At 61.2% G+C, this 18,616-nt stretch carries 16 protein-coding genes; 5 read left to right on the top strand and 11 right to left on the bottom strand.

The window, feature by feature from the left end; translation table 11 throughout:
• Position 1: 1 nt before the first annotated feature.
• The gene (locus ACIO0C_RS05620) at positions 2–910 is read left to right on the top strand and encodes a DMT family transporter (protein WP_401308905.1); all 909 of its coding nucleotides are present in this window, start codon (positions 2–4) and stop codon (positions 908–910) included.
• A 200-nt stretch (positions 911–1,110) separates the two neighbouring features.
• Here the strand turns inward: ACIO0C_RS05620 and ACIO0C_RS05615 are convergent, their stop codons facing one another.
• The 6 genes from ACIO0C_RS05615 to ACIO0C_RS05590 all read right to left on the bottom strand — a co-directional run bounded on the left by ACIO0C_RS05615 (position 1,111) and on the right by ACIO0C_RS05590 (position 8,638).
• A complete protein-coding gene (locus tag ACIO0C_RS05615) occupies positions 1,111–2,691 on the bottom strand; it encodes an aldehyde dehydrogenase (NADP(+)) (protein WP_401308902.1) in 1,581 nt (526 codons plus the stop codon).
• A 121-nt stretch (positions 2,692–2,812) separates the two neighbouring features.
• Positions 2,813–3,808, bottom strand: coding sequence for an AraD1 family protein (araD1, locus tag ACIO0C_RS05610; RefSeq protein ID WP_401308900.1), 996 nt, complete (start codon positions 3,806–3,808; stop codon positions 2,813–2,815).
• Between the two features lie 42 nt (positions 3,809–3,850).
• Positions 3,851–5,026, bottom strand: coding sequence for an L-rhamnonate dehydratase (locus ACIO0C_RS05605; protein ID WP_180202916.1), 1,176 nt, complete (start codon positions 5,024–5,026; stop codon positions 3,851–3,853).
• A gap of 321 nt (positions 5,027–5,347) precedes the next feature.
• Positions 5,348–6,352 carry a 4-hydroxythreonine-4-phosphate dehydrogenase PdxA gene (locus ACIO0C_RS05600; RefSeq protein WP_401308897.1) on the bottom strand — a complete coding sequence of 335 codons (1,005 nt, stop codon included), beginning with the start codon at positions 6,350–6,352 and terminating at the stop codon, positions 5,348–5,350.
• Positions 6,349–7,305: an amidohydrolase family protein gene (locus ACIO0C_RS05595; protein ID WP_401308894.1), complete on the bottom strand. Its 957-nt coding sequence runs from the start codon at positions 7,303–7,305 to the stop codon at positions 6,349–6,351. Before ACIO0C_RS05595 ends, ACIO0C_RS05600 begins: the two co-directional genes overlap by 4 nt.
• The gene (locus tag ACIO0C_RS05590; protein WP_401308891.1) at positions 7,298–8,638 is read right to left on the bottom strand and encodes an MFS transporter; all 1,341 of its coding nucleotides are present in this window, start codon (positions 8,636–8,638) and stop codon (positions 7,298–7,300) included. Before ACIO0C_RS05590 ends, ACIO0C_RS05595 begins: the two co-directional genes overlap by 8 nt.
• A gap of 400 nt (positions 8,639–9,038) precedes the next feature.
• On the opposite strand from ACIO0C_RS05590, the gene ACIO0C_RS05585 reads away from it, so the two are divergent.
• From ACIO0C_RS05585 to ACIO0C_RS05570, 4 genes are all read left to right on the top strand, one after another.
• Positions 9,039–10,055 carry a Bug family tripartite tricarboxylate transporter substrate binding protein gene (locus tag ACIO0C_RS05585; RefSeq protein WP_401308888.1) on the top strand — a complete coding sequence of 339 codons (1,017 nt, stop codon included), beginning with the start codon at positions 9,039–9,041 and terminating at the stop codon, positions 10,053–10,055.
• A gap of 54 nt (positions 10,056–10,109) precedes the next feature.
• The gene (locus ACIO0C_RS05580; RefSeq protein WP_401308886.1) at positions 10,110–10,643 is read left to right on the top strand and encodes a tripartite tricarboxylate transporter TctB family protein; all 534 of its coding nucleotides are present in this window, start codon (positions 10,110–10,112) and stop codon (positions 10,641–10,643) included.
• Positions 10,640–12,169: a tripartite tricarboxylate transporter permease gene (locus tag ACIO0C_RS05575; RefSeq protein ID WP_008055429.1), complete on the top strand. Its 1,530-nt coding sequence runs from the start codon at positions 10,640–10,642 to the stop codon at positions 12,167–12,169. Before ACIO0C_RS05580 ends, ACIO0C_RS05575 begins: the two co-directional genes overlap by 4 nt.
• 69 nt (positions 12,170–12,238) lie before the next feature.
• Positions 12,239–13,180, top strand: coding sequence for a LysR family transcriptional regulator (locus tag ACIO0C_RS05570; protein ID WP_274073559.1), 942 nt, complete (start codon positions 12,239–12,241; stop codon positions 13,178–13,180).
• A 53-nt stretch (positions 13,181–13,233) separates the two neighbouring features.
• Here the strand turns inward: ACIO0C_RS05570 and rfbA are convergent, their stop codons facing one another.
• From rfbA to cysK, 5 genes are all read right to left on the bottom strand, one after another.
• The gene (rfbA, locus tag ACIO0C_RS05565; protein ID WP_401308881.1) at positions 13,234–14,112 is read right to left on the bottom strand and encodes a glucose-1-phosphate thymidylyltransferase RfbA; all 879 of its coding nucleotides are present in this window, start codon (positions 14,110–14,112) and stop codon (positions 13,234–13,236) included.
• A 2-nt stretch (positions 14,113–14,114) separates the two neighbouring features.
• Positions 14,115–15,011, bottom strand: a complete 897-nt coding sequence (rfbD, locus tag ACIO0C_RS05560; protein WP_401308878.1) for a dTDP-4-dehydrorhamnose reductase — start codon at positions 15,009–15,011, stop codon at positions 14,115–14,117.
• Positions 15,008–16,078: a dTDP-glucose 4,6-dehydratase gene (rfbB, locus tag ACIO0C_RS05555; RefSeq protein WP_008055436.1), complete on the bottom strand. Its 1,071-nt coding sequence runs from the start codon at positions 16,076–16,078 to the stop codon at positions 15,008–15,010. Before rfbB ends, rfbD begins: the two co-directional genes overlap by 4 nt.
• Before the next feature lie 325 nt (positions 16,079–16,403).
• Complete coding sequence (locus ACIO0C_RS05550; protein ID WP_401308875.1) at positions 16,404–17,342, bottom strand: aspartyl/asparaginyl beta-hydroxylase domain-containing protein; 939 nt, start codon at positions 17,340–17,342, stop codon at positions 16,404–16,406.
• A 232-nt stretch (positions 17,343–17,574) separates the two neighbouring features.
• Positions 17,575–18,549, bottom strand: a complete 975-nt coding sequence (gene cysK, locus ACIO0C_RS05545; protein ID WP_401308872.1) for a cysteine synthase A — start codon at positions 18,547–18,549, stop codon at positions 17,575–17,577.
• Positions 18,550–18,616 lie beyond the last annotated feature (67 nt).

Here is an 18,616-nt window from a genome sequence, read left to right as displayed (position 1 = left end):
TGTGAACCCCGTCGATCTATTGCGCTTACTGTCACTGGCGGCCATTTGGGGTGCGAGCTTTCTGTTCATGCGCATCATCGCGCCGGTGATCGGCACGATTCCCACGGCCTTTTTCCGCGTGTCGATCGCGGCGCTCGGGCTGCTGGTGATTCTCGCGCTGATGCGCATCAGCTGGGACTTCAAGGGCAAACTCAAGACCGTGATGCTGCTGGGGGTGATCAACTCAGGGATTCCGGCAACGCTCTACTCGGTGGCCGCGCAAGTGCTGCCGGCCGGTTATTCGGCGATTTTCAATGCCACCACGCCGCTGATGGGTGTGTTGATCGGCGGCCTGTTCTTCCATGAACGACTCTCGGGGGCCAAGCTCGGCGGCGTGTTCCTCGGGCTGCTCGGCGTCGGTGTACTGACCCGCGCCGGTCCCGTGGCCTTCGATCTGCAATTGCTGATGGGCGCCCTCGCCTGCCTGCTCGCCACCACCTGTTATGGCTTTGCCGGTTTTCTTGCCCGCCGCTGGCTCGATCAGGCCGGTGGGCTCGACAGTCGCCTGTCGGCGCTGGGCAGCATGCTCGGCGCCACGCTGTTCCTGCTGCCGTTGTTCGGCTACAGCGTGAGCAGCCAGCCGCCGGCTAGCTGGGGCGGCTGGAATGTCTGGTTGTCGCTGTTGGGATTGGGGCTGGCGTGTACCGCGTTTGCCTACATCATTTACTTCCGCTTGCTCAGTGCGATCGGCCCGGTCAAGTCCTCGACCGTGACCTTCATGATCCCGCCGTTCGGGGTGTTGTGGGGGGCGCTGTTTCTCGATGAACCGCTGTCGATGGCGCATGTGTATGGCGGGGTGTTGATCGCGGCGGCGTTGTGGCTGGTGTTGAAGCCTGCTGCGGTGAAGGTGGCGCAGGTAACCGGCAAATAGATGTGTGCTAACACCGAAGACCCCATCGCTGGCAAGCCAGCTCCCACAGGGTCAGGTGTTCAACACAAGGTCTGTGTACAACATCAATCACTGGGGAGCTGGCAAGCCAGCTCCCACAGGGTCAGGTGTCAACACAGGGTCTGTGTACAACATCAATCACTGTGGGAGCTGGCTTGCCAGCGATAGAGTCAGTTCAGACACTACAAGGCTGAGGCACTGACCTCGCCATCCACCAACCGCCGAATCCCCAGCGGATTAGCGTTCTGCAACGCCTCGGGCAGCAACGCATCCGGGAAATTCTGGAAGCACACCGGCCGCAGGAATCGATCGATCGCCAACGTCCCCACCGACGTCCCGCGCGAATCCGATGTCGCCGGATACGGCCCGCCATGCACCATCGCTTCGCACACCTCGACACCGGTGGGATAACCATTGAGCAAAATCCGCCCAACCTTTTCCTGCAGCATCTCCGCCAGCCAGCGGTACTCCAGCAACTCGTCGGCCTCGCCGATCAAGGTCGCCGTCAGTTGCCCGCGCAGGCCCTGCAGCGCCGCCGCCAACTGCGCGCGGTCCTCGACTTCGATGACGATGGTGGTCGGCCCGAACACTTCTTCCTGAAGCAGTTCATCGCCCTTGAGCAACAGGCTGACATCGGCCTTGAACACTTGTGGCTGCGCCTGCTTGCCCTGTTGCGGCTTGCCCGCCACATGGCTCAGCCCGGGATGTTCGTGCAGCTCACCCAAGCCTCGGCTGTAACTGTCCAGCCCTGCGGCATTGAGCATGGTTTGCGCAGGTTGCTGGTTCATGCTCGCGCAAAAGCTTTCGAGAAAGGTGCTGAACTGCGGTGAGCGCAGGCCGATCACAAGGCCTGGATTGGTACAGAACTGACCACACCCCAGGGTCACTGAACCGGCGAGCTGCGCCGCGATCTGTTCACCGCGCACCGCCAGTGCCTCGGGCAGCAGGAACACCGGGTTGATGCTCGACATCTCGGCGAACACCGGGATCGGCTGTGGCCGACTCGCGGCCATGTGGCTCAGGGCATTGCCCCCCTTGAGCGAGCCGGTGAAACCCACCGCCTGGATCGCCGGGTGCTTGACCAGCCATTCACCGACGCCAGCGCCATAAATCATGTTGAACACCCCGGCCGGCATTTCGGTGCGCTCGGCGGCGCGGATGATGGCGTCCGCCACCCACTCGGCGGTTGCCATGTGCCCGCTGTGGGCCTTGAACACCACCGGGCACCCGGCGGCCAGAGCCGAAGCGGTATCGCCGCCGGCCGTGGAGAATGCCAACGGAAAGTTGCTCGCGCCGAACACCGCCACCGGCCCCAGGGCGATGCGGTACTGCCGCAGATCCGGGCGCGGCAATGGCTGGCGCTCCGGCAACGCGCGGTCGATGCGTGCGCCATAGAAATCACCGCGACGCAGCACCTTGGCGAACAAGCGCAACTGGCCGCTGGTGCGACCGCGTTCACCCTGGATACGCCCGGCGGGCAACGCGGTTTCGCGGCACACGGTGGCGACGAAGTCATCGCCCAGCGCATCGATTTCATCGGCGATGGCATCGAGGAACGTCGCGCGTTTTTCCGCGCTCAGGTTACGGTAGATCGGGTACGCCGCGGCGGCGGCTTTGGCGGCCGCGTCCACTTCGGCTTCGGATGCCTGGAAGAAGGTGCCGGGCAATGGCTCGCCGCTGGTGGCGTCGCGGCTTTGCAGCTGCAGGTTGCCGTTGGCGCTGCGGCGGCCGCCGATGTAGTTGTGTCCGAGTATTGTGGTCATTGCGGATTCCTTGATCGATTGCAGACCTGTAGGAGCCGGCTTGCTGACGAGAGCCATGGCACGGCAAACATCTGCGTCGCGTGCGAAATCGCTTTCGCCGGCAAGCCGGCTCCTACAGGGGTCAGAGTGTGCGCACCTGACCGATTGGCAACGGCTGGGCACTTTCGCCGATACCGTTCACCAGTGGCGCACCGAACTCATCGAGGCTGATCTGGAAGCGATCTCCCGGCTGGGTCTTGATGCCGTCGGCAAACGACAGCGTGGCGGTGCCGAAGTAGTGCACATGAACATCGCCGGGGCGCAGGAACTGCGCATACTTGAAGTGGTGGAACTCGAGGTTGGCCAGGCTGTGGCACATGTTGTCCTCGCCGCTGAGAAACTCCTTCTCCCAGATCGTTTGGCCATTGCGCTTGATGCGGCAGGTGCCGACCAGGTGCCTGGGCAATTCTCCGACGCGCAGCTCCGGTCCGTAGGCGCAATAGCGCAGTTTCGAGTGGGCCAGGTACAGGTAGTTGCGCCGTTCCATGACATGGTCGGAGAACTCATTGCCCAAGGCATAACCCACGCGATACGGCTGGCCGTCGTCACCGATCACGTAGAGTCCGGTCAGCTCCGGTTCTTCACCGGCGTCTTCGGCAAAGGGCGGCACCGGGAAGTCCGCGCCGGGGCGCACGACGATGCTGCCGTCGCCCTTGTAGAACCATTCCGGCTGCGCACCAACCTGCCCGGTGGCTGGTTTGCCGCCCTCCACACCCCATTTGAACATGCGCATGGTGTCGGTCATGCCGGCTTCGACAGCGCCTTCCTGCTGGTGCATTTTGTCCCGCGTCGAAGCGCTGCCCAGATGGGTCAGGCCGGTGCCGCTGATCAGGCAATGGGCCGGGTCTTCGTGGTCCAGCGGTGGCAGGACCTGGCCCTGCTGCAACAGCTGTGCGTAGTCCGGACCCGGCTGCGTGCCACGCAAGGCGACTTCTTCTTGCAGGCTGCGCTGGGCGCGGATCGCCGCGAGTGCCAGTTCGCGGGTGTTGCGGGTGCCGTTGAGCACCTGGACTTGTGCCCCGTCGACGAGCCCGACCTGGCGTTCACCGGCAGTGTTTTCGAATTGAATCAGGCGCATGTCGCCCTCCGGAAAGTCGTGGATAAGTGGCTCACCACAGGGTCACTCGATGATGTTGAAGTCGCTCAGGTACTCATCGGAGATTTCCAGGCCCAGGCCCGGTTTGTTGTCGTCGAGCTGGATGTAGCCGTTGACCGGTTGCGGCTCGCCCTTGAACACGTAGTAGAAGAGTTCGTTGCCGACTTCGACGTCGAACACCGGGAAGAACTCAGCCATCGGCGAGGCGGTGGTGGACATGGTCAGGTGGTAGTTGTGCATCTGCCCGGCATGGGGAATGACCGGCACTGACCAGGCCTCGGCCATGGCGTTGATCTTGCGCGCGGCGGTGATGCCGCCGACGCGGTTGGTGTCGTACTGGATCACGTCGACAGCGCGACGTTCGAGCAGGTCCTTGAAGCCGTAGGAAGTGAACTCGTGCTCGCCGCCGGAGATCGGCATGATCCCCATTTTTTTCAGCTCGATGTAACCCTCGATGTCGTCGGCGATCACCGGCTCTTCCAGCCACCGCGGCTCGAACTCGGCCAGCTTGGGCAACATGCGCCGGGCATATTCGAGGGTCCAGCCCATGTAGCATTCGAGCATGATGTCGACGTCGGGGCCGGCCAGGTTACGCAAGGCACGCACTTGCTCGATGTTCTTGCGCATGCCCGCCGGGCCGTCTTTCGGACCGTAGCCGAAGCGCATTTTCAGCGCGGTGAAACCCTGGTTCAGATAACCCTGGGCTTCTTCGAGGAACAGGTCGAGGTTATCGTTGGCGTAGAGTTTGGAGGCGTAGGTCCAGATCTTTTCCTTGGTACGGCCGCCGAGCAGCTTGAACACCGGCTTGTTGACCGCCTTGCCCATGATGTCCCAGATGGCGATGTCGATCGCCGAGATGGCTGCCATGCCGATGCCTTTGCGCCCCCAGGCGTGGCTCTGGCGATACATTTTCTGCCAGATGTATTCGTTGTCGAACGGGTCTTCGCCAATCGCGATGGGAGCGAGGTAGGTGTCGATGATTTCCTTGGCCACCCGCGGCGCCAGGGCGCAGTTGCCGATGCCGATAAGGCCGTTGTCAGTCTCGACTTCCACCACAAGCCAGCCGTGGAAACGGAACGAGCCCATGGCGTCGCCGCGCTCGAACAGGATATCGCTGGCATTGGTGCAGAAGTGCGCTTGAGGTGGGACGACTTTGCCTTTCCACTCGAAAACGCGGGTACGGATCGCTTTGATTTTCATGAATACAGTTTCCTTGCGCTGCCGGCTTCTTGTCATTGTTGTGTCGCTGCCTGGAGCCGCTCGGCTGACCGGTGCCAGGCATTCGATGGAGCGACTGTAGCCAGCGCCCGGTGGCTGCGGATAATCACTTATGCGTATCCGGCGATAACCTGGGGTGATAGGAAAAAGCAGTTATCCGGTAGTTCGAGTTATCAGGCATTCCATAAAACTGTAGGAGCTGGCTTGCCAGCGAAAGCGGCATGTCAGTCACCTGTGTGCTGACTGATAGACCGCTATCGCTGGCAAGCCAGCTCCTTCAAGGGTGTTGCGTGTTTTTGAAAGTCAGTAGCTGTTACCACCCATCCGGCAAGCAATCTCGAACGCCTGGCGCGTCGCACCGACATTGGCCTTGCCCTGCCCCGCGATGTCGAATGCGGTGCCATGGGCCGGGGTGGTGATCGGGATCGGCAAGCCGCCCTGCACCGTCACGCCACGGGAGAAGCCCATCAACTTGATCGCGATCTGCCCCTGGTCGTGATACATCGTGACGACCGCGTCAAAGGCACTGGCGTCGCCCTGGACCTTGAGGAAAATCGTGTCGCCCGGGTACGGTCCTTCCGCCGCGATCCCCAACGCCTGGGCCTTGCGCACTGCCGGACCGATGATGTCCAGTTCCTCGCGGCCAAACGAGCCGTTGTCGCCGTTGTGCGGGTTCAATCCGCAGACGCCGATGCGCGGTTTCTCCAGACCATTGCGCTTCAACGCGGTGTCGATCAGTTGAATCGCTTCCACCACCCGCTCCTGGCTGAGCAGCCCCGAGACGTCGGCCAACGCCACGTGAGAAGTCACCCGTGAAGTCCAGAGATTGTCGAGCACGTTGAATTCGCAGAACGGTCCGTGGAAATCCAGCAGTTCGGCGAACCAGTGCAACTCATCGTTGTGGGCCATGCCGGCCATGTGCAGCGAGGTCTTGTTCAACGGCCCGAACAGCACCGCGTCGGTGGTCCCGGCCTCGGTCAGGCGCAGGGCGATTTCCAGGGTGTCGAGGCTGTAGCGGCCGCCAATGACGCTGGCCTCGCTGCGGGAAAATTCACCGACGGTGTCGCCGCGGAAATCGTAGAACAGCGGTGTGTCATCGACGAAAGACAGCTGCTCCAGCGACTCCACCCGGCGATAGGGAAACTCCACCCCGGCGATGCGCATGCCGCGGCGCATTTCCGCTTCGTCGGCAATCAGAATCACGTTGGCCTGGCCGCGTACGTCGGGCTCGCCGAGCAAGCGTGCGATCAGTTCCGGGCCGATGCCCGCCGGGTCACCCAGGACCATCGCGATGGTTGTCTTGTTCATGCTTCACTCCTCAAGGATTCAGGCAGCGCCCGGTCAATGGCGCAAGGTTCGCAGCGATAGATTCGCTGCGCGTTGCTGTAGAACAGTCGCTCCTGATCGGCCAGAGGCAGATCGGCGACGATGAATTTGAAACCGCTGTAGATGTCATCGAACGAGCCACACAGACTGTCCACCGGGAAGTTGCTGGCGAACATCGCCCGTCGGGTACCGAACATCGCGATGATTTCGCGCACGATCCAGGCGTTGTCGATGGCGCGCCACGCTCGGCCCGCCTGGCCCAGGCCGGAGATCTTGACCTGCACGTTCGGCCACTGCGCCAACCGCGCCATCGCCGCCCGCCACCCCGCCAAACCTTCGGCGCTGCGGTCGTTGGGCAACCCGGCGTGATTGAGAATCAGGGTGATGCCGGGAAAGTCCCGGGCCAGCCGTTCGGCCTCGGGCAGGTTCCACCAGGGGGTCTGCAAGTCAAAGTGCAGGCCCAGTCCCTCCAGCGCGGCGTAACTGCGCCGCCAGTGCTCGTCGCTCATCAGGCTGCGCACTCGCCCGAACTGTTCGGGTGACGTCGGCCCGCCGGGTTTGTGCCGCACGCTGCGCACACACTTGTAGGTGGCCTGCTCGGCCAGCACCGCAACGGCGTCCGGGTGGTCGAGCCAGGCTTGCGCGACGATCGCGTTGGGTACCCCGTAACGGGCGGCCAGTTGCTCGATGAAACGGGTTTCGCCAATCGGGTCCTGGGGGTTCCATTCGGTCTCGACATACACCGTTTGCACCACCCGATGCTCACCGGCATCGGCGAAGTAATCCTCGGGAAAATAGCGGCGCTTGATCGCGGTGTAATCGCCGTAGCGAAACGCAACATTGGCTTCGGGCGCCAGCCACGGATGGTCATTGATCGAGGGGTCCCAGAAGTGATGATGGGCATCGATGATCGGTCCATTCCAACGCTCAGCCATAACGCACCTCGTCGAGACTGATGAATAAAGTCGCCAGCACAAACACGGCCGAGCATGCGGCAAAGAACCCGAGCACAGGGGCGAAGCCACCGCTCATTTGCAGGATCACCCCCACCAGGATCGGCACCGCGATACCGCCGGTGCTGCCGGCCATGTTCATCACGCCACCGATCAACCCAACCCGCGCCGGCGCTGCCAGCAACGCCGGGAAGCTCCAGTAGAGACTGCCCCACATCAGGAAAAACGCGGTCATGGCCAACAGCGCCACGGCCGCAAAAGGATCGCTCAGGGTCGGCAGCAGCAGGAACGCGCCGAGGGCCACCAGGCCGGAAAACGCCAGCAGGCTCTTGACCGCCACCCCGCGACGCACGCCCTTGCGGATCAAGCCGTCGCAGAGGAAACCACCGGTCAACGAGCCCAGTGCGCCGCAGACGAAAATCACGAAGGTTGCCGCGCCAATGCCCTTGATATCAAACCCCCGGGCTTGCGCCAGATAGCTCGGCCCCCAGGTCAGCAGGCCGAAATACACCATCGCCCAACTGGCACGACCGATCAGCAATCCACTCAGGGAACGGGCGGCAATGCCCAGGCCCTTGACCGGTGCCCGTGCGGCTTCGGCGGCCGGCGTGGCGCGCCCGGCGTTGATCTTCGCCAGCTCCAGGGCATTGACCTGCGGGTGACCGCACGGGTCATCACGCAGATAACGCCGCGCCAGCCAGGCCAGCAACAGGGTCGCCACACCGGCAATCACGAATGCCAGGCGCCAGGAGTCCAGCGAAGCAATCAGGTAGGCAATGATCAACCCGCCGAGCGCCACGCCCAACGGGCTGCCGCTGTCCATCAACACCGCACCGCGACTGCGTTCGCTGGGTGCCAGCCATGAGGAGATCAGCTTGCCGCCAGACGGAAACAGCGGCGCTTCCGAGGCCCCCAAGGCCACGCGGGCAAACAACAACGACAGGCCGCCCGTGGCGAACGCCGCCAACACCTGGAACGTGCCCCACAACCCGGTGGACCAACTGATGACCCGATGCGGGCCGAAGCGATCGATCAACCAGCCACCCGGAATCTGCAACAGCGCGTAGGCCCAGAAGAAGCTGCTGAGGATCAAGCCCTGCATGCTCGGCGTGAGGGAAAATTCGTGGGCGATGGTCGGCATGGCGATGGACAGCGAAACCCGGTCGATCAGGTTGACCATGGTCAGCGCAAAGATGATCGCGAAGATCCGCCAGCGTACGTTGCTGGCCCTGGCGGTCGTCACTTGCGGTATTGCCGCGACTGCGGGTGCGGCATCTGCGCCGGGCAGATGCAGGGAAGCACTGGAACGAGCCATGGTGCGTACCTCGATTTATTATTCTTGTGCGACATTGTGAGCACTATCGAAGGCCCGGTGATAACCGTCTAATCAAAACTTGAAATCAGGCGATAGCCTCGGGTTATGGCATGCGGTGCTTTCAACCACCTTTCAATGTTGAACGCATTCTTTTCTGTAAGAGCCGGCTTGCCGGCGAAGGCGGTCTTTAATCTTGAATCGGGATGGCGGGCCCCTTCACTGGCGAGCCAGCTCCTACAGAAGACCGGCTTAATTTGGCCAGCTATAACCCCAGGCTATCGGTGTATGTATTGTTTTGACTAGACGCGGCGACTGCGGCTTCCCACACTCGGCCCAGGCTTGCAGCTTTTCGAACGCAACAAGTCACTTATAACAACTACAAAAACGAGGCTCTTCCATCATGCGAAATGCATTCGTCCGTCGCACTTCCCGTCTGTTTCTTGGCTGCACGCTGGTCGCCGTCGGCGCCCTTCCCGTCCTGGCCCACGCCGCCTGGCAACCGGACAAGAACGTCGAAATCGTTGTCGCCGGTGGCCCCGGTGGCGGTACTGACCAGCTGGGTCGCCTGATCCAGTCGATCATCACCACGCACAAGTTGCTCGACGTCAATACCATCGTCCTCAACAAGGGCGGCGGCAATGGTGCCGAAGCCTTTCTCGACATGAAGATGAACAAGGGCGATGCCGAGAAACTGGTGATCGGCACCAACAACATCTACCTGTTGCCGCTGGTGTCCAAGCTCGGCTATCAATGGCAGGAGCTGACGCCGATTGCCGCCGTGGCCGAGGATGACTTCATTCTCTGGAGCTACAAAGGCGCACCCTGGAAGGATGCGAAAAGCTTCTACGAAGCGGTCAAGGCCGACCCGTCGAACCTGCGCATGGGGGGCAGCCAGTCCAAGGATGTCGACCAGACCCTGACCCTGCTGCTGAACCAGACCACCAACAGCAAACTGGTGTACATCCCGTTCAAGAGCGGCAGTGAAGCTGCCACCCAGCTGGCCGGCAAACACATCGCCGCCAACGTCAACAACCCCAGCGAAAGCATCAGCCAATGGCGTGGCGACCAGGTCGAACCGCTCTGCGTCTTCAGCAAGGAGCGCATGAGCTACACCGAGAAAGTCGCCGGTGACAAATCCTGGGCCGACGTGCCGACCTGCCACGAACAAGGCCTGGGCATCGATCAATACCGCTTCCCGCGCACCGTGTTCATGCCCGGCGACATCTCCGCCGAGCAGCGCGCGTTTTATGTCGAGCTGATGCGTAAAGTCACTGAAACCCCGGAGTTCAAGACCTACGTCAAGCAGAACGCACTGGTGCCGACCTTCCTCGAGGGTGAGCCGCTGACCGCCTACATCGAAAAAGACACCGCCCGCGTCACCCCGGTCTTCAAGGAAGCCGGCTGGTTGAAAAACTGACGTTGTCGCGGCCGCCCCGCCTGCGGGCGGCCGTTATCTGCTGGAGGTGTCTGCATGTCTCATTCTTCGGATTCACCCGCGCTGGTCGGCACCCGTTGGGTCGAACTCGGCCTGACACTCTTCACCGCGCTGATCGGCGTGGTGGTGATGTTCGGCAGCGTCGAACAAGGTATCGGCTGGGGTGATGCCGGCCCCGAGCCGGGTTACTTCCCCTTCTACATCGGCCTGATGCTCTGCGCCGCGAGCGTGGCCAACGGCGTGTTGACCGTGGTGCGCTGGCAAGCGCTGAGCATTGCCTTTGTCAGTCGCAGTGCATTCAGGCAAGTGCTGTCGGTGTTCATCCCGATTGCCCTGTTCGTCGCTGCCATGCCGTTGACCGGCATCTACGTCGCCTCGGCGTGCTTCATCGCCTGGTTCATGTGGCGTGACAAGGTCCGCGCCAAGCCTTACGGCAAATGGATGATCGCCACGGTATCCCTCGGCGCGGTCCTGGCCAGCTACCTGATTTTCGCGCTGTGGTTCAAGGTCCCGCTGGATGCCGGCCCGTTGGGCGACTGGGTTGTCCTGGTCGGGAGAAACTTCAAATGAGCGAATTCGATTCCCTGTTGCAAGGCATGAACCTGATCCTGACCCCGGGCCACATCGGCCTGATGGTGATCGGCGTGCTGCTGGGCATCCTGGTCGGCGTGTTGCCCGGCCTCGGCGCCCCCAATGGCGTGGCACTGTTGTTGCCGCTGACGTTCACCATGTCGCCCGTGTCGGCGATCATCCTGCTGTCGTGCATGTATTGGGGGGCGCTGTTTGGCGGCTCGATCACCTCGATCCTGTTCAACATCCCCGGTGAGCCCTCATCGGTGGCGACGACGTTCGACGGCTACCCGATGGCCCGCGAAGGTCGCGCCGCCGAAGCCCTGACCGCCGCCTTCAGTTCGGCCTTGCTGGGGGCACTGGCCGGGGTGTTGTTGCTGACCTTCCTGTCGACGAAGATTGCCGCATTCGCCATGTCGTTCAGTTCGCCGGAGTTCTTTGCGGTGTACCTGTTGGCGTTCTGCACCTTCATCGGCATGAGTAAGAACCCGCCGCTGAAAACCGTGGTAGCGATGATGATCGGTTTCGCCATGGCGGCGGTCGGCATGGACACCGTGTCCGGCAACCTGCGCCTGACCTTTGACCAGCCGATCCTGATGACCGGCATCAGCTTCGAAGTGGCAGTGATCGGTCTGTTCGGCATCGGCGAAATCCTCTGCACCGTGGAAGAAGGCCTGGTGTTCCGTGGCGAACATGCGCGCATTACCCCGATGGTGATCCTGCGCACCTGGGCCAAATTGCCGCGCTACTGGTGGACCATCGTGCGCAGCACCCTGGTCGGTTGCTGGATGGGCATTACCCCGGGCGGACCGACTGCCGCATCGTTCATGAGCTATAGCCTGGCGCGACGTTTTTCGAAAAACCGCGACAACTTTGGCAAGGGTGAACTCGAAGGCGTGATCGCCCCGGAAACCGCCGACCACGCGGCTGGCACCAGCGCCTTGCTGCCGATGCTGACCCTCGGCATTCCCGGTTCTGCCACCGCAGCGGTAATGCTTGGCGGGTTGATGATCTGGGGCCTGCACCCGGGGCCAACGCTGTTCGTGGAGCAGCATGACTTCGTCTGGGGCCTGATCGCCAGCATGTACCTGGGTAACGTGGTGAGCCTGATCGTGGTGTTGGCCACCGTGCCGCTGTTCGCCTCGATCCTGCGCATTCCGTTTTCGATCATCGCGCCGATCATCATCATGGTCTGCGCCATTGGTGCCTATTCGGTGCACAACTCGTTCTTCGACGTGGTGCTGATGCTTGGTTTCGGCGCGTTGGGTTATCTGTTCAAGAAGCTGGGCTACCCGATCGCGCCGCTGGTACTGGCGGCGGTACTGGGCGACAAGGCCGAAGATGCGTTTCGCCAGTCGATGCTGTTCTCGGACGGGCACCTGGGGATCTTCTGGTCCAACCCATTGGTGGGCGGCCTGACCACCGCAGCGCTGTTGATGCTGTTCTGGCCGTTGATTTCCAAGGCGCTGCAAGCCCTGATCGGCCTGCGCAAAGCCCCGGTCGCCAAGCCAAAATCGGTGCTGTGACACGGCAATGCTGGCAACGCCTGACATTTGTTGTCAGGCTTGCCGCAGTCTTGATTGCGAGTACGGCCCATGTCCCGAATTCCTGATGCCAATGTGATCCACAGTCGACTGCGACTGCGCCAGCTACGGCTGATGCTGGCGCTGGAAGAGTTCGGCTCGTTGCGACGCGCCGCTGACCACATCGGCATGACTCAACCGGCAGCGACCAAGATGCTGCATGAGGCTGAGGATTTGCTCGGCGTCGAGCTCTTTGAACGCCTGCCTCGGGGCATGCGCTCGACCCCGTTCGGGGAAACCGTCATCTACTACGCCCGCATGGTCTTCGCCGAACTCAGCGGCATGCGCGAAGAACTGGTGGCCCTGCAATCGGGCAACCTGGGGCGGGTCGCCGTTGGCGCGATTCCGGCGCTGGCCTCGGGGTTGTTGACCCGCACCATCGCGACCTTGAAGCAAAGCCATCCACGCCTGTCCATGAGCATCCAGGTCGACACCAGCGACGTGCTGGTGCAGGCGCTGTTGCAGGATCAACTGGACATCGTGCTGGGGCGTATTCCGCCCGGAGCACGGGCCGAAGAACTGCTGTTCGACAGCCTGGGTGAAGAAGCCCTGTGTGTGATTGCCGGTGCGCAGAACCCGCTGGCGCAGGAGAAGCAACTGGGTTGGGCAGAATTGCAGAACATGACCTGGGTGCTACAACAACAACCAAGCCCGATGCGCGCGATCATCAATCAGGTGTTCCACAATGCGCGGGTCGATATTCCGAGCAGCATCGTCGAAACCACCTCGATCATGACCTTGCTCTCGTTGATCCAGCAGACCGATATGCTCGGTGTCACGCCGGTGTCGGTGGTCGAGGATTATCCCGGTCGTGACCTGCTGGCGGTGCTGCCGATCAAGTTCGAAGCACGCTTGCCACCCTACGGGCTGATCACCCGCCGCCATCGCATCCAGTCGTCGGCGATGCAGGCGTTCATGAACTCGGTACGCGCCGAACATGCGCTGAGCAAATGAACGGGCCTGGAGACATCCTTCAGGCCTTGTCGATATAAGCAAGGTTGCAGGCATCAACCCGCTTGCAAAATACGGTTGAGGTACTGGCCGTAACCATTTTTCGCCAAGGGTGCCGCCAGTCTCTGCAGCTGATCGGCATCAATCCATTTCTGCCGGAAGGCAATCTCTTCAGGGCACGCGACCTTAAGGCCCTGGCGACGCTCGAGCGTGGCAATGAACAAACTTGCATCGAGCAGTGAGTCGTGAGTCCCGGTGTCCAGCCAGGCGTAACCGCGCCCCATGATTTCTACCGACAGCCTGCCCTGCTCCAGGTAAAGACTGTTGATATCGGTGATTTCCAGCTCGCCGCGCGCCGATGGCTTGATGCTCTTGGCCATCTCGACCACGTCCTGGTCATAGAAATACAGCCCGGTGACTGCAAAGTTCGACTTGGGCTTGAGTGGCTTTTCTTCGAGGCTGATCGCCTTGCCCTGGCCGTCGAATTCGACCACGCCGTAACGTTCCGGGTCATTGACGTGATAGGCGAAGACACTCGCCCCAGACTGACGCGCCATGGCACTTTGCAGGATGTTAATGAAGTCGTGGCCGTGATAGATGTTGTCACCCAGGACCAGGGCGCTGGGGTCGTTGCCGATAAAGTCTTCGCCGATGATGAAGGCCTGCGCCAGGCCATCGGGCGAAGGCTGCACGGCATAGGAAATGTTCAGGCCCCAACGGGCGCCATCCCCCAGCAGCTGTTCGAAACGCGGCGTGTCCTGTGGCGTGGAAATGATCAGGATATCGCGGATACCCGCCAGCATCAGGGTGCTCAGCGGGTAGTAGATCATCGGCTTGTCGTAAACCGGCAGCAGCTGTTTGGAGATGGACAAGGTCGCCGGATGCAGTCGAGTACCGGAGCCGCCGGCAAGGATGATGCCTTTACGATTGAGCATATTCATTTCTCCAGTATTTCTGCGAGCATCCGTGTCACGCCGACTTTCCAGTCAGGCAAGCTCAGCGCAAAGGCCTTTTGCAGTTTTTGCGTATTGAGTCGGGAATTGCTTGGGCGTCGTGCCGGCGTCGGGTACGCCTCGGTGCCGATCGCGTCGACCAAGGCAGGGGTAACCTTGAGGTTCATGCCTGCCCGCTCGGCGTGTTCGAGTACAAAACGAGCATAGCGACACCAGGTGGTTTCGCCAGTGGCGGCAAGATGGTAGATCCCGCCCAATTGCGGGTCGGCCAATACGCTGCGGATGGCATGGGCGGTCACATCCGCGAGCAATTCGGCGCCGGTTGGCGCGCCGAACTGGTCATCGATCACGGACAGGCGTTCACGTTCGCGGGCCAGGCGCAGCATGGTCGTGGCAAAGTTGTTGCCCCGCGCGGAATACACCCAGCTGGTCCGCAAGATCAGGTGCGCGCAGCCGCTGGTGGCAATCGCCTGTTCACCGGCCAACTTGCTGGCGCCATAGACACTCAATGGCGCTACCGGATCGTTTTCCTGCCAGGGCCTGTCGCCAAGCCCTGCGAACACATAATCGGTGGAGTAATGCACCAGCAGGGCATTGAGCCGCAGCGCCTCTCGAGCCAGCACTGCCGGCGCTTGGGCATTGACCCGATAGGCCAGCTGCGTTTCGCTTTCGGCCTTGTCGACAGCGGTGTAGGCCGCTGCGTTAACGATAACGTCAGGCTTGATGCGCTGCACGGTGGCCGCCAGCCCCGGTAAATCATTCAGATCGCCGCAATACTCCTGGCTTGCGGAGTCCAGCGCCAACAGTTCGCCAAGGGGGGCAAGGCTGCGTTGCAGCTCCCACCCCACCTGGCCGTTCTTGCCGAGCAATAACAGTTTCATGCGCTGCGCCCGGCATAGTTTTTCTCGACCCATTCGCGGTAGGCACCGGACTGGATATTGCGCACCCAATCCTGGTTGTCCAGGTACCACTGGACGGTTTTGCGAATGCCGGTCTCGAAGGTTTCTGCCGGCTTCCAGCCCAGTTCACGTTCGAGTTTGCGGGCATCGATGGCATAACGTCGGTCGTGCCCGGGCCGATCGGTCACGTAGCTGATTTGTGCATGGTAGGGCTGGCCGTCCGCACGCGGACGTAGCTCATCGAGTAACGCGCAGACGGTGTGCACGATCTCCAGATTGGTTTTTTCGTTCCAGCCACCGACGTTGTAGACCTCACCCACGCTGCCGGCCTCCAGCACGCGGCGGATGGCGCTGCAGTGGTCCTTGACATACAACCAGTCGCGGATTTGCTGGCCATCGCCATAGACCGGCAATGCCTGTCCGGACAGCGCGTTGACGATCATCAGCGGAATGAGCTTTTCCGGGAAGTGATAAGGCCCGTAGTTGTTCGAACAGTTGGTGGTCAGTACGGGCAGGCCGTAGGTGTGATGGTAGGCGCGCACCAGGTGGTCGCTGGCGGCCTTGCTGGCCGAGTAAGGGCTGTTGGGTTCATACGCATGGCTTTCGTTGAACGCCGCTTCGTCCTTGGCCAGCGAACCGTAGACTTCGTCGGTGGACACATGCAAGAAGCGAAAAGCCTGCAGCGAATCGCTCGCCAGCCCCTTGGCGTAGGCGCGCACGGCTTCGAGCAAGCGGAAAGTGCCCACGATGTTGGTGTCGATGAAGGCTTGCGGTCCGTGGATGGAGCGATCGACATGCGACTCGGCGGCAAAATTGAGAATGGCTCGGGGCTGGTGCTCTTCGAGCAAGCGCTCGACCAAGGCACTGTCACCAATATCGCCCTGCACGAATACATGCTGCGTATTGCCCGTCAGGCTGCTGAGGTTATCCAGGTTGCCTGCATAGGTCAGCTTGTCCAGATTGACTACGGTTTCGTCGGAGTGAGCCAGCCATTCCAAGACGAAATTTGCCCCAATGAAGCCTGCACCGCCAGTTACCAGGATGGTCATTGATTCAGACCTTTTTTCAGTAAGGTTGCGAGGATCGGACCCCAGGTTCTCAAAGACGGATTGCCCATTCAAACCGGCATGCTTGAAACCCGCGCAGCCCGGTTAGACCCAATGGCGTTACGGCCAAGGCAATTGTGCTGTCGCAAGGGTTGAATAAGGTTTTGAGCACTCAGCGCACGCCAGTTCTGCGACCGGCTCCGTATATACTCTCTAGACGCCCGGACGGCATTTACCGGCGACATTCGTAATATAGCAAAGCTCCCCGAAATAAAAAAAAAGATCGGCTGATGGCGATCTTTTTTCCCGCCCTTTTGGCCGACAGGTGTCAGCCCAGCAGCCAATGAGCCAGCAAAACCAGCACGCCTATCGCCAATACCGGTCGCATTACCCGGTAGACCTTGGGATGACGGCGTTTCCACTGCTTGATCGCCCCACTGGACCTGTCGCTGAATTGCTTGCTCCAGGCATAAGCCTGGTTGATCCCGCCCACGCGTTCATTCGCAAGGTTCTGCGGCGCGGTGGCGCGCCCCAGCAGACTGCTGATCCAGCGGTTGATGCCGGTGATCAAGCGATTACTGAGCGGTCGCTCGATGTCGCAGAACAGGATGACCCGGGTCTGTTCGGTTTCGTTCTTGACCCAGTGCACGTAGGTTTCGTCGAACATCACGTCTTCACCATCACGCCAGGCGTAAGCCTGACCATCGACGTAGATGCGGCAAGCGTCGCTATTGGGCGTCGCCAGCCCCAGGTGGTAGCGCAGGGAGCCAGCGAAGGGATCGCGGTGCGGATTGAGATGACAGCCCCCCGGCAGCAAGGCGAACATGGCCCCCCTGACATTGGGAATCGCGCTGACCAGCGCCACGGTCTTCGGGCACAGCCGCTCGGCCGAGGGCAAGGTTTTGTCGTACCATTTGAGGTAAAACCGCTTCCAGCCCTTCTTGAAAAACGAACCGAACCCGGCGTCGTTGTTTTTTTCCGCGGCGCGGATGTAACCCTCGTCAAACAGGTGCATCGCTTCGTCGCGGATAACTTCCCAGTTGTCCTTGAGCACATCGAGTTCGGGAAACCGGCTGCGGTCCAGGTAGGGTTTTGAAGGCACGCCGGAGAACAGGTACATCAAGGCGTTATAGGGGGCGAACAGGGCGGAATGGTTGACGAATTGGCGCAAGACCGGCAAGCGCGCCTTGCCACGCATATGCACATAGAGCGTACTGCCCAGGAACAGCAGCAACAACGACGCTTTCGCGGCAACCGACATGCTCATCAACACCTCCTTGATCGATAGACATCTGCGCAACGCCATTCCCCGACGCGGCCGTTGGCATGTAACCACTGCCAATCACGGGAAAAACCCGTGCAACCCGAGATTCAGTGTCAAGCAATGCGTAACAACGCATGTCTTAACACAAGGTGCCTGAACACTTGCTGATCCGGATCACTCACACCTGATGAAGAAGGGAGGCCCCCTCTCCATCATTCGAACCCTTCGTCAGCGGTTACTGCTGATTCTCCTGTTCGGTAAACAGATCGCTGAACAGCATGCTCGACAAGTAACGTTCACCGGAATCCGGAAGGATCACCACGATGGTCTTGCCCTGCATTTCCGGGGTCTCCGCCAGACGAACTGCCACGGCCATCGCGGCGCCGCAGGAGATGCCGCACAGGATGCCTTCTTCCTGCATCAAGCGCAGGGCCATGGCCTTGGACTCCTCGTCGGTGACCAGCTCTACCCGGTCAACGATCGACAGGTCGAGGTTATTCGGCACAAAACCGGCACCGATGCCCTGAATCTTGTGCGGACTCGGCTTGATTTCCTCACCGGCCAACTTTTGGGAAATCACCGGTGATACAGCGGGCTCCACCGCCACCGAGACGATAGGTTTGCCCTGGGTATTCTTGATATACCGCGAAACGCCGGTAATGGTTCCGCCTGTTCCGACACCTGCCACCAATACGTCCACGGCACCGTCGGTATCGTTCCAGATCTCGGGCCCGGTGGTTTTTTCGTGGATGGCGGGGTTGGCCGGGTTGTCGAACTGCGCTGGCATGAAATAGCGCGCCGGATCACTGGCGACGATCTCCCCAGCCTTCTCGATTGCGCCTTTCATGCCCTTGGCCGGTTCGGTCAGCACCAGTTCCGCCCCCAGTGCCTTGAGTACCTTGCGGCGCTCGATGCTCATGGATGCCGGCATGGTCAGCATCAATTTGTAGCCACGGGCGGCGGCAACGAAGGCCAGGCCGATGCCGGTGTTGCCGGAAGTCGGCTCGACGATGGTCATGCCCGGCTTGAGTTTGCCCGTGCTTTCGGCGTCCCAGATCATGTTGGCGCCAATCCGGCACTTGACCGAGTAACCGGGGTTGCGCCCTTCGATCTTGGCCAGGATGGTGACGCCGCGCGGCGCGATTCGGTTGATCTGCACCAACGGCGTATTGCCGATGGAATGGGCATTGTCAGCGTAGATACGGCTCATGGCTGGGTCCTTAACGACAGCATTGAAATAGGGCATCAAGGTAAGCCTCTTGCCCTTGGGCGTCCAG

The sequence above is a fragment of the Pseudomonas sp. NPDC087336 genome (assembly GCF_044744285.1).
Taxonomy (GTDB): domain Bacteria; phylum Pseudomonadota; class Gammaproteobacteria; order Pseudomonadales; family Pseudomonadaceae; genus Aquipseudomonas.
The sequence above is the reverse complement of the archived record's forward strand: the minus strand, read 5'-3'. Positions and strand labels throughout refer to the sequence as shown.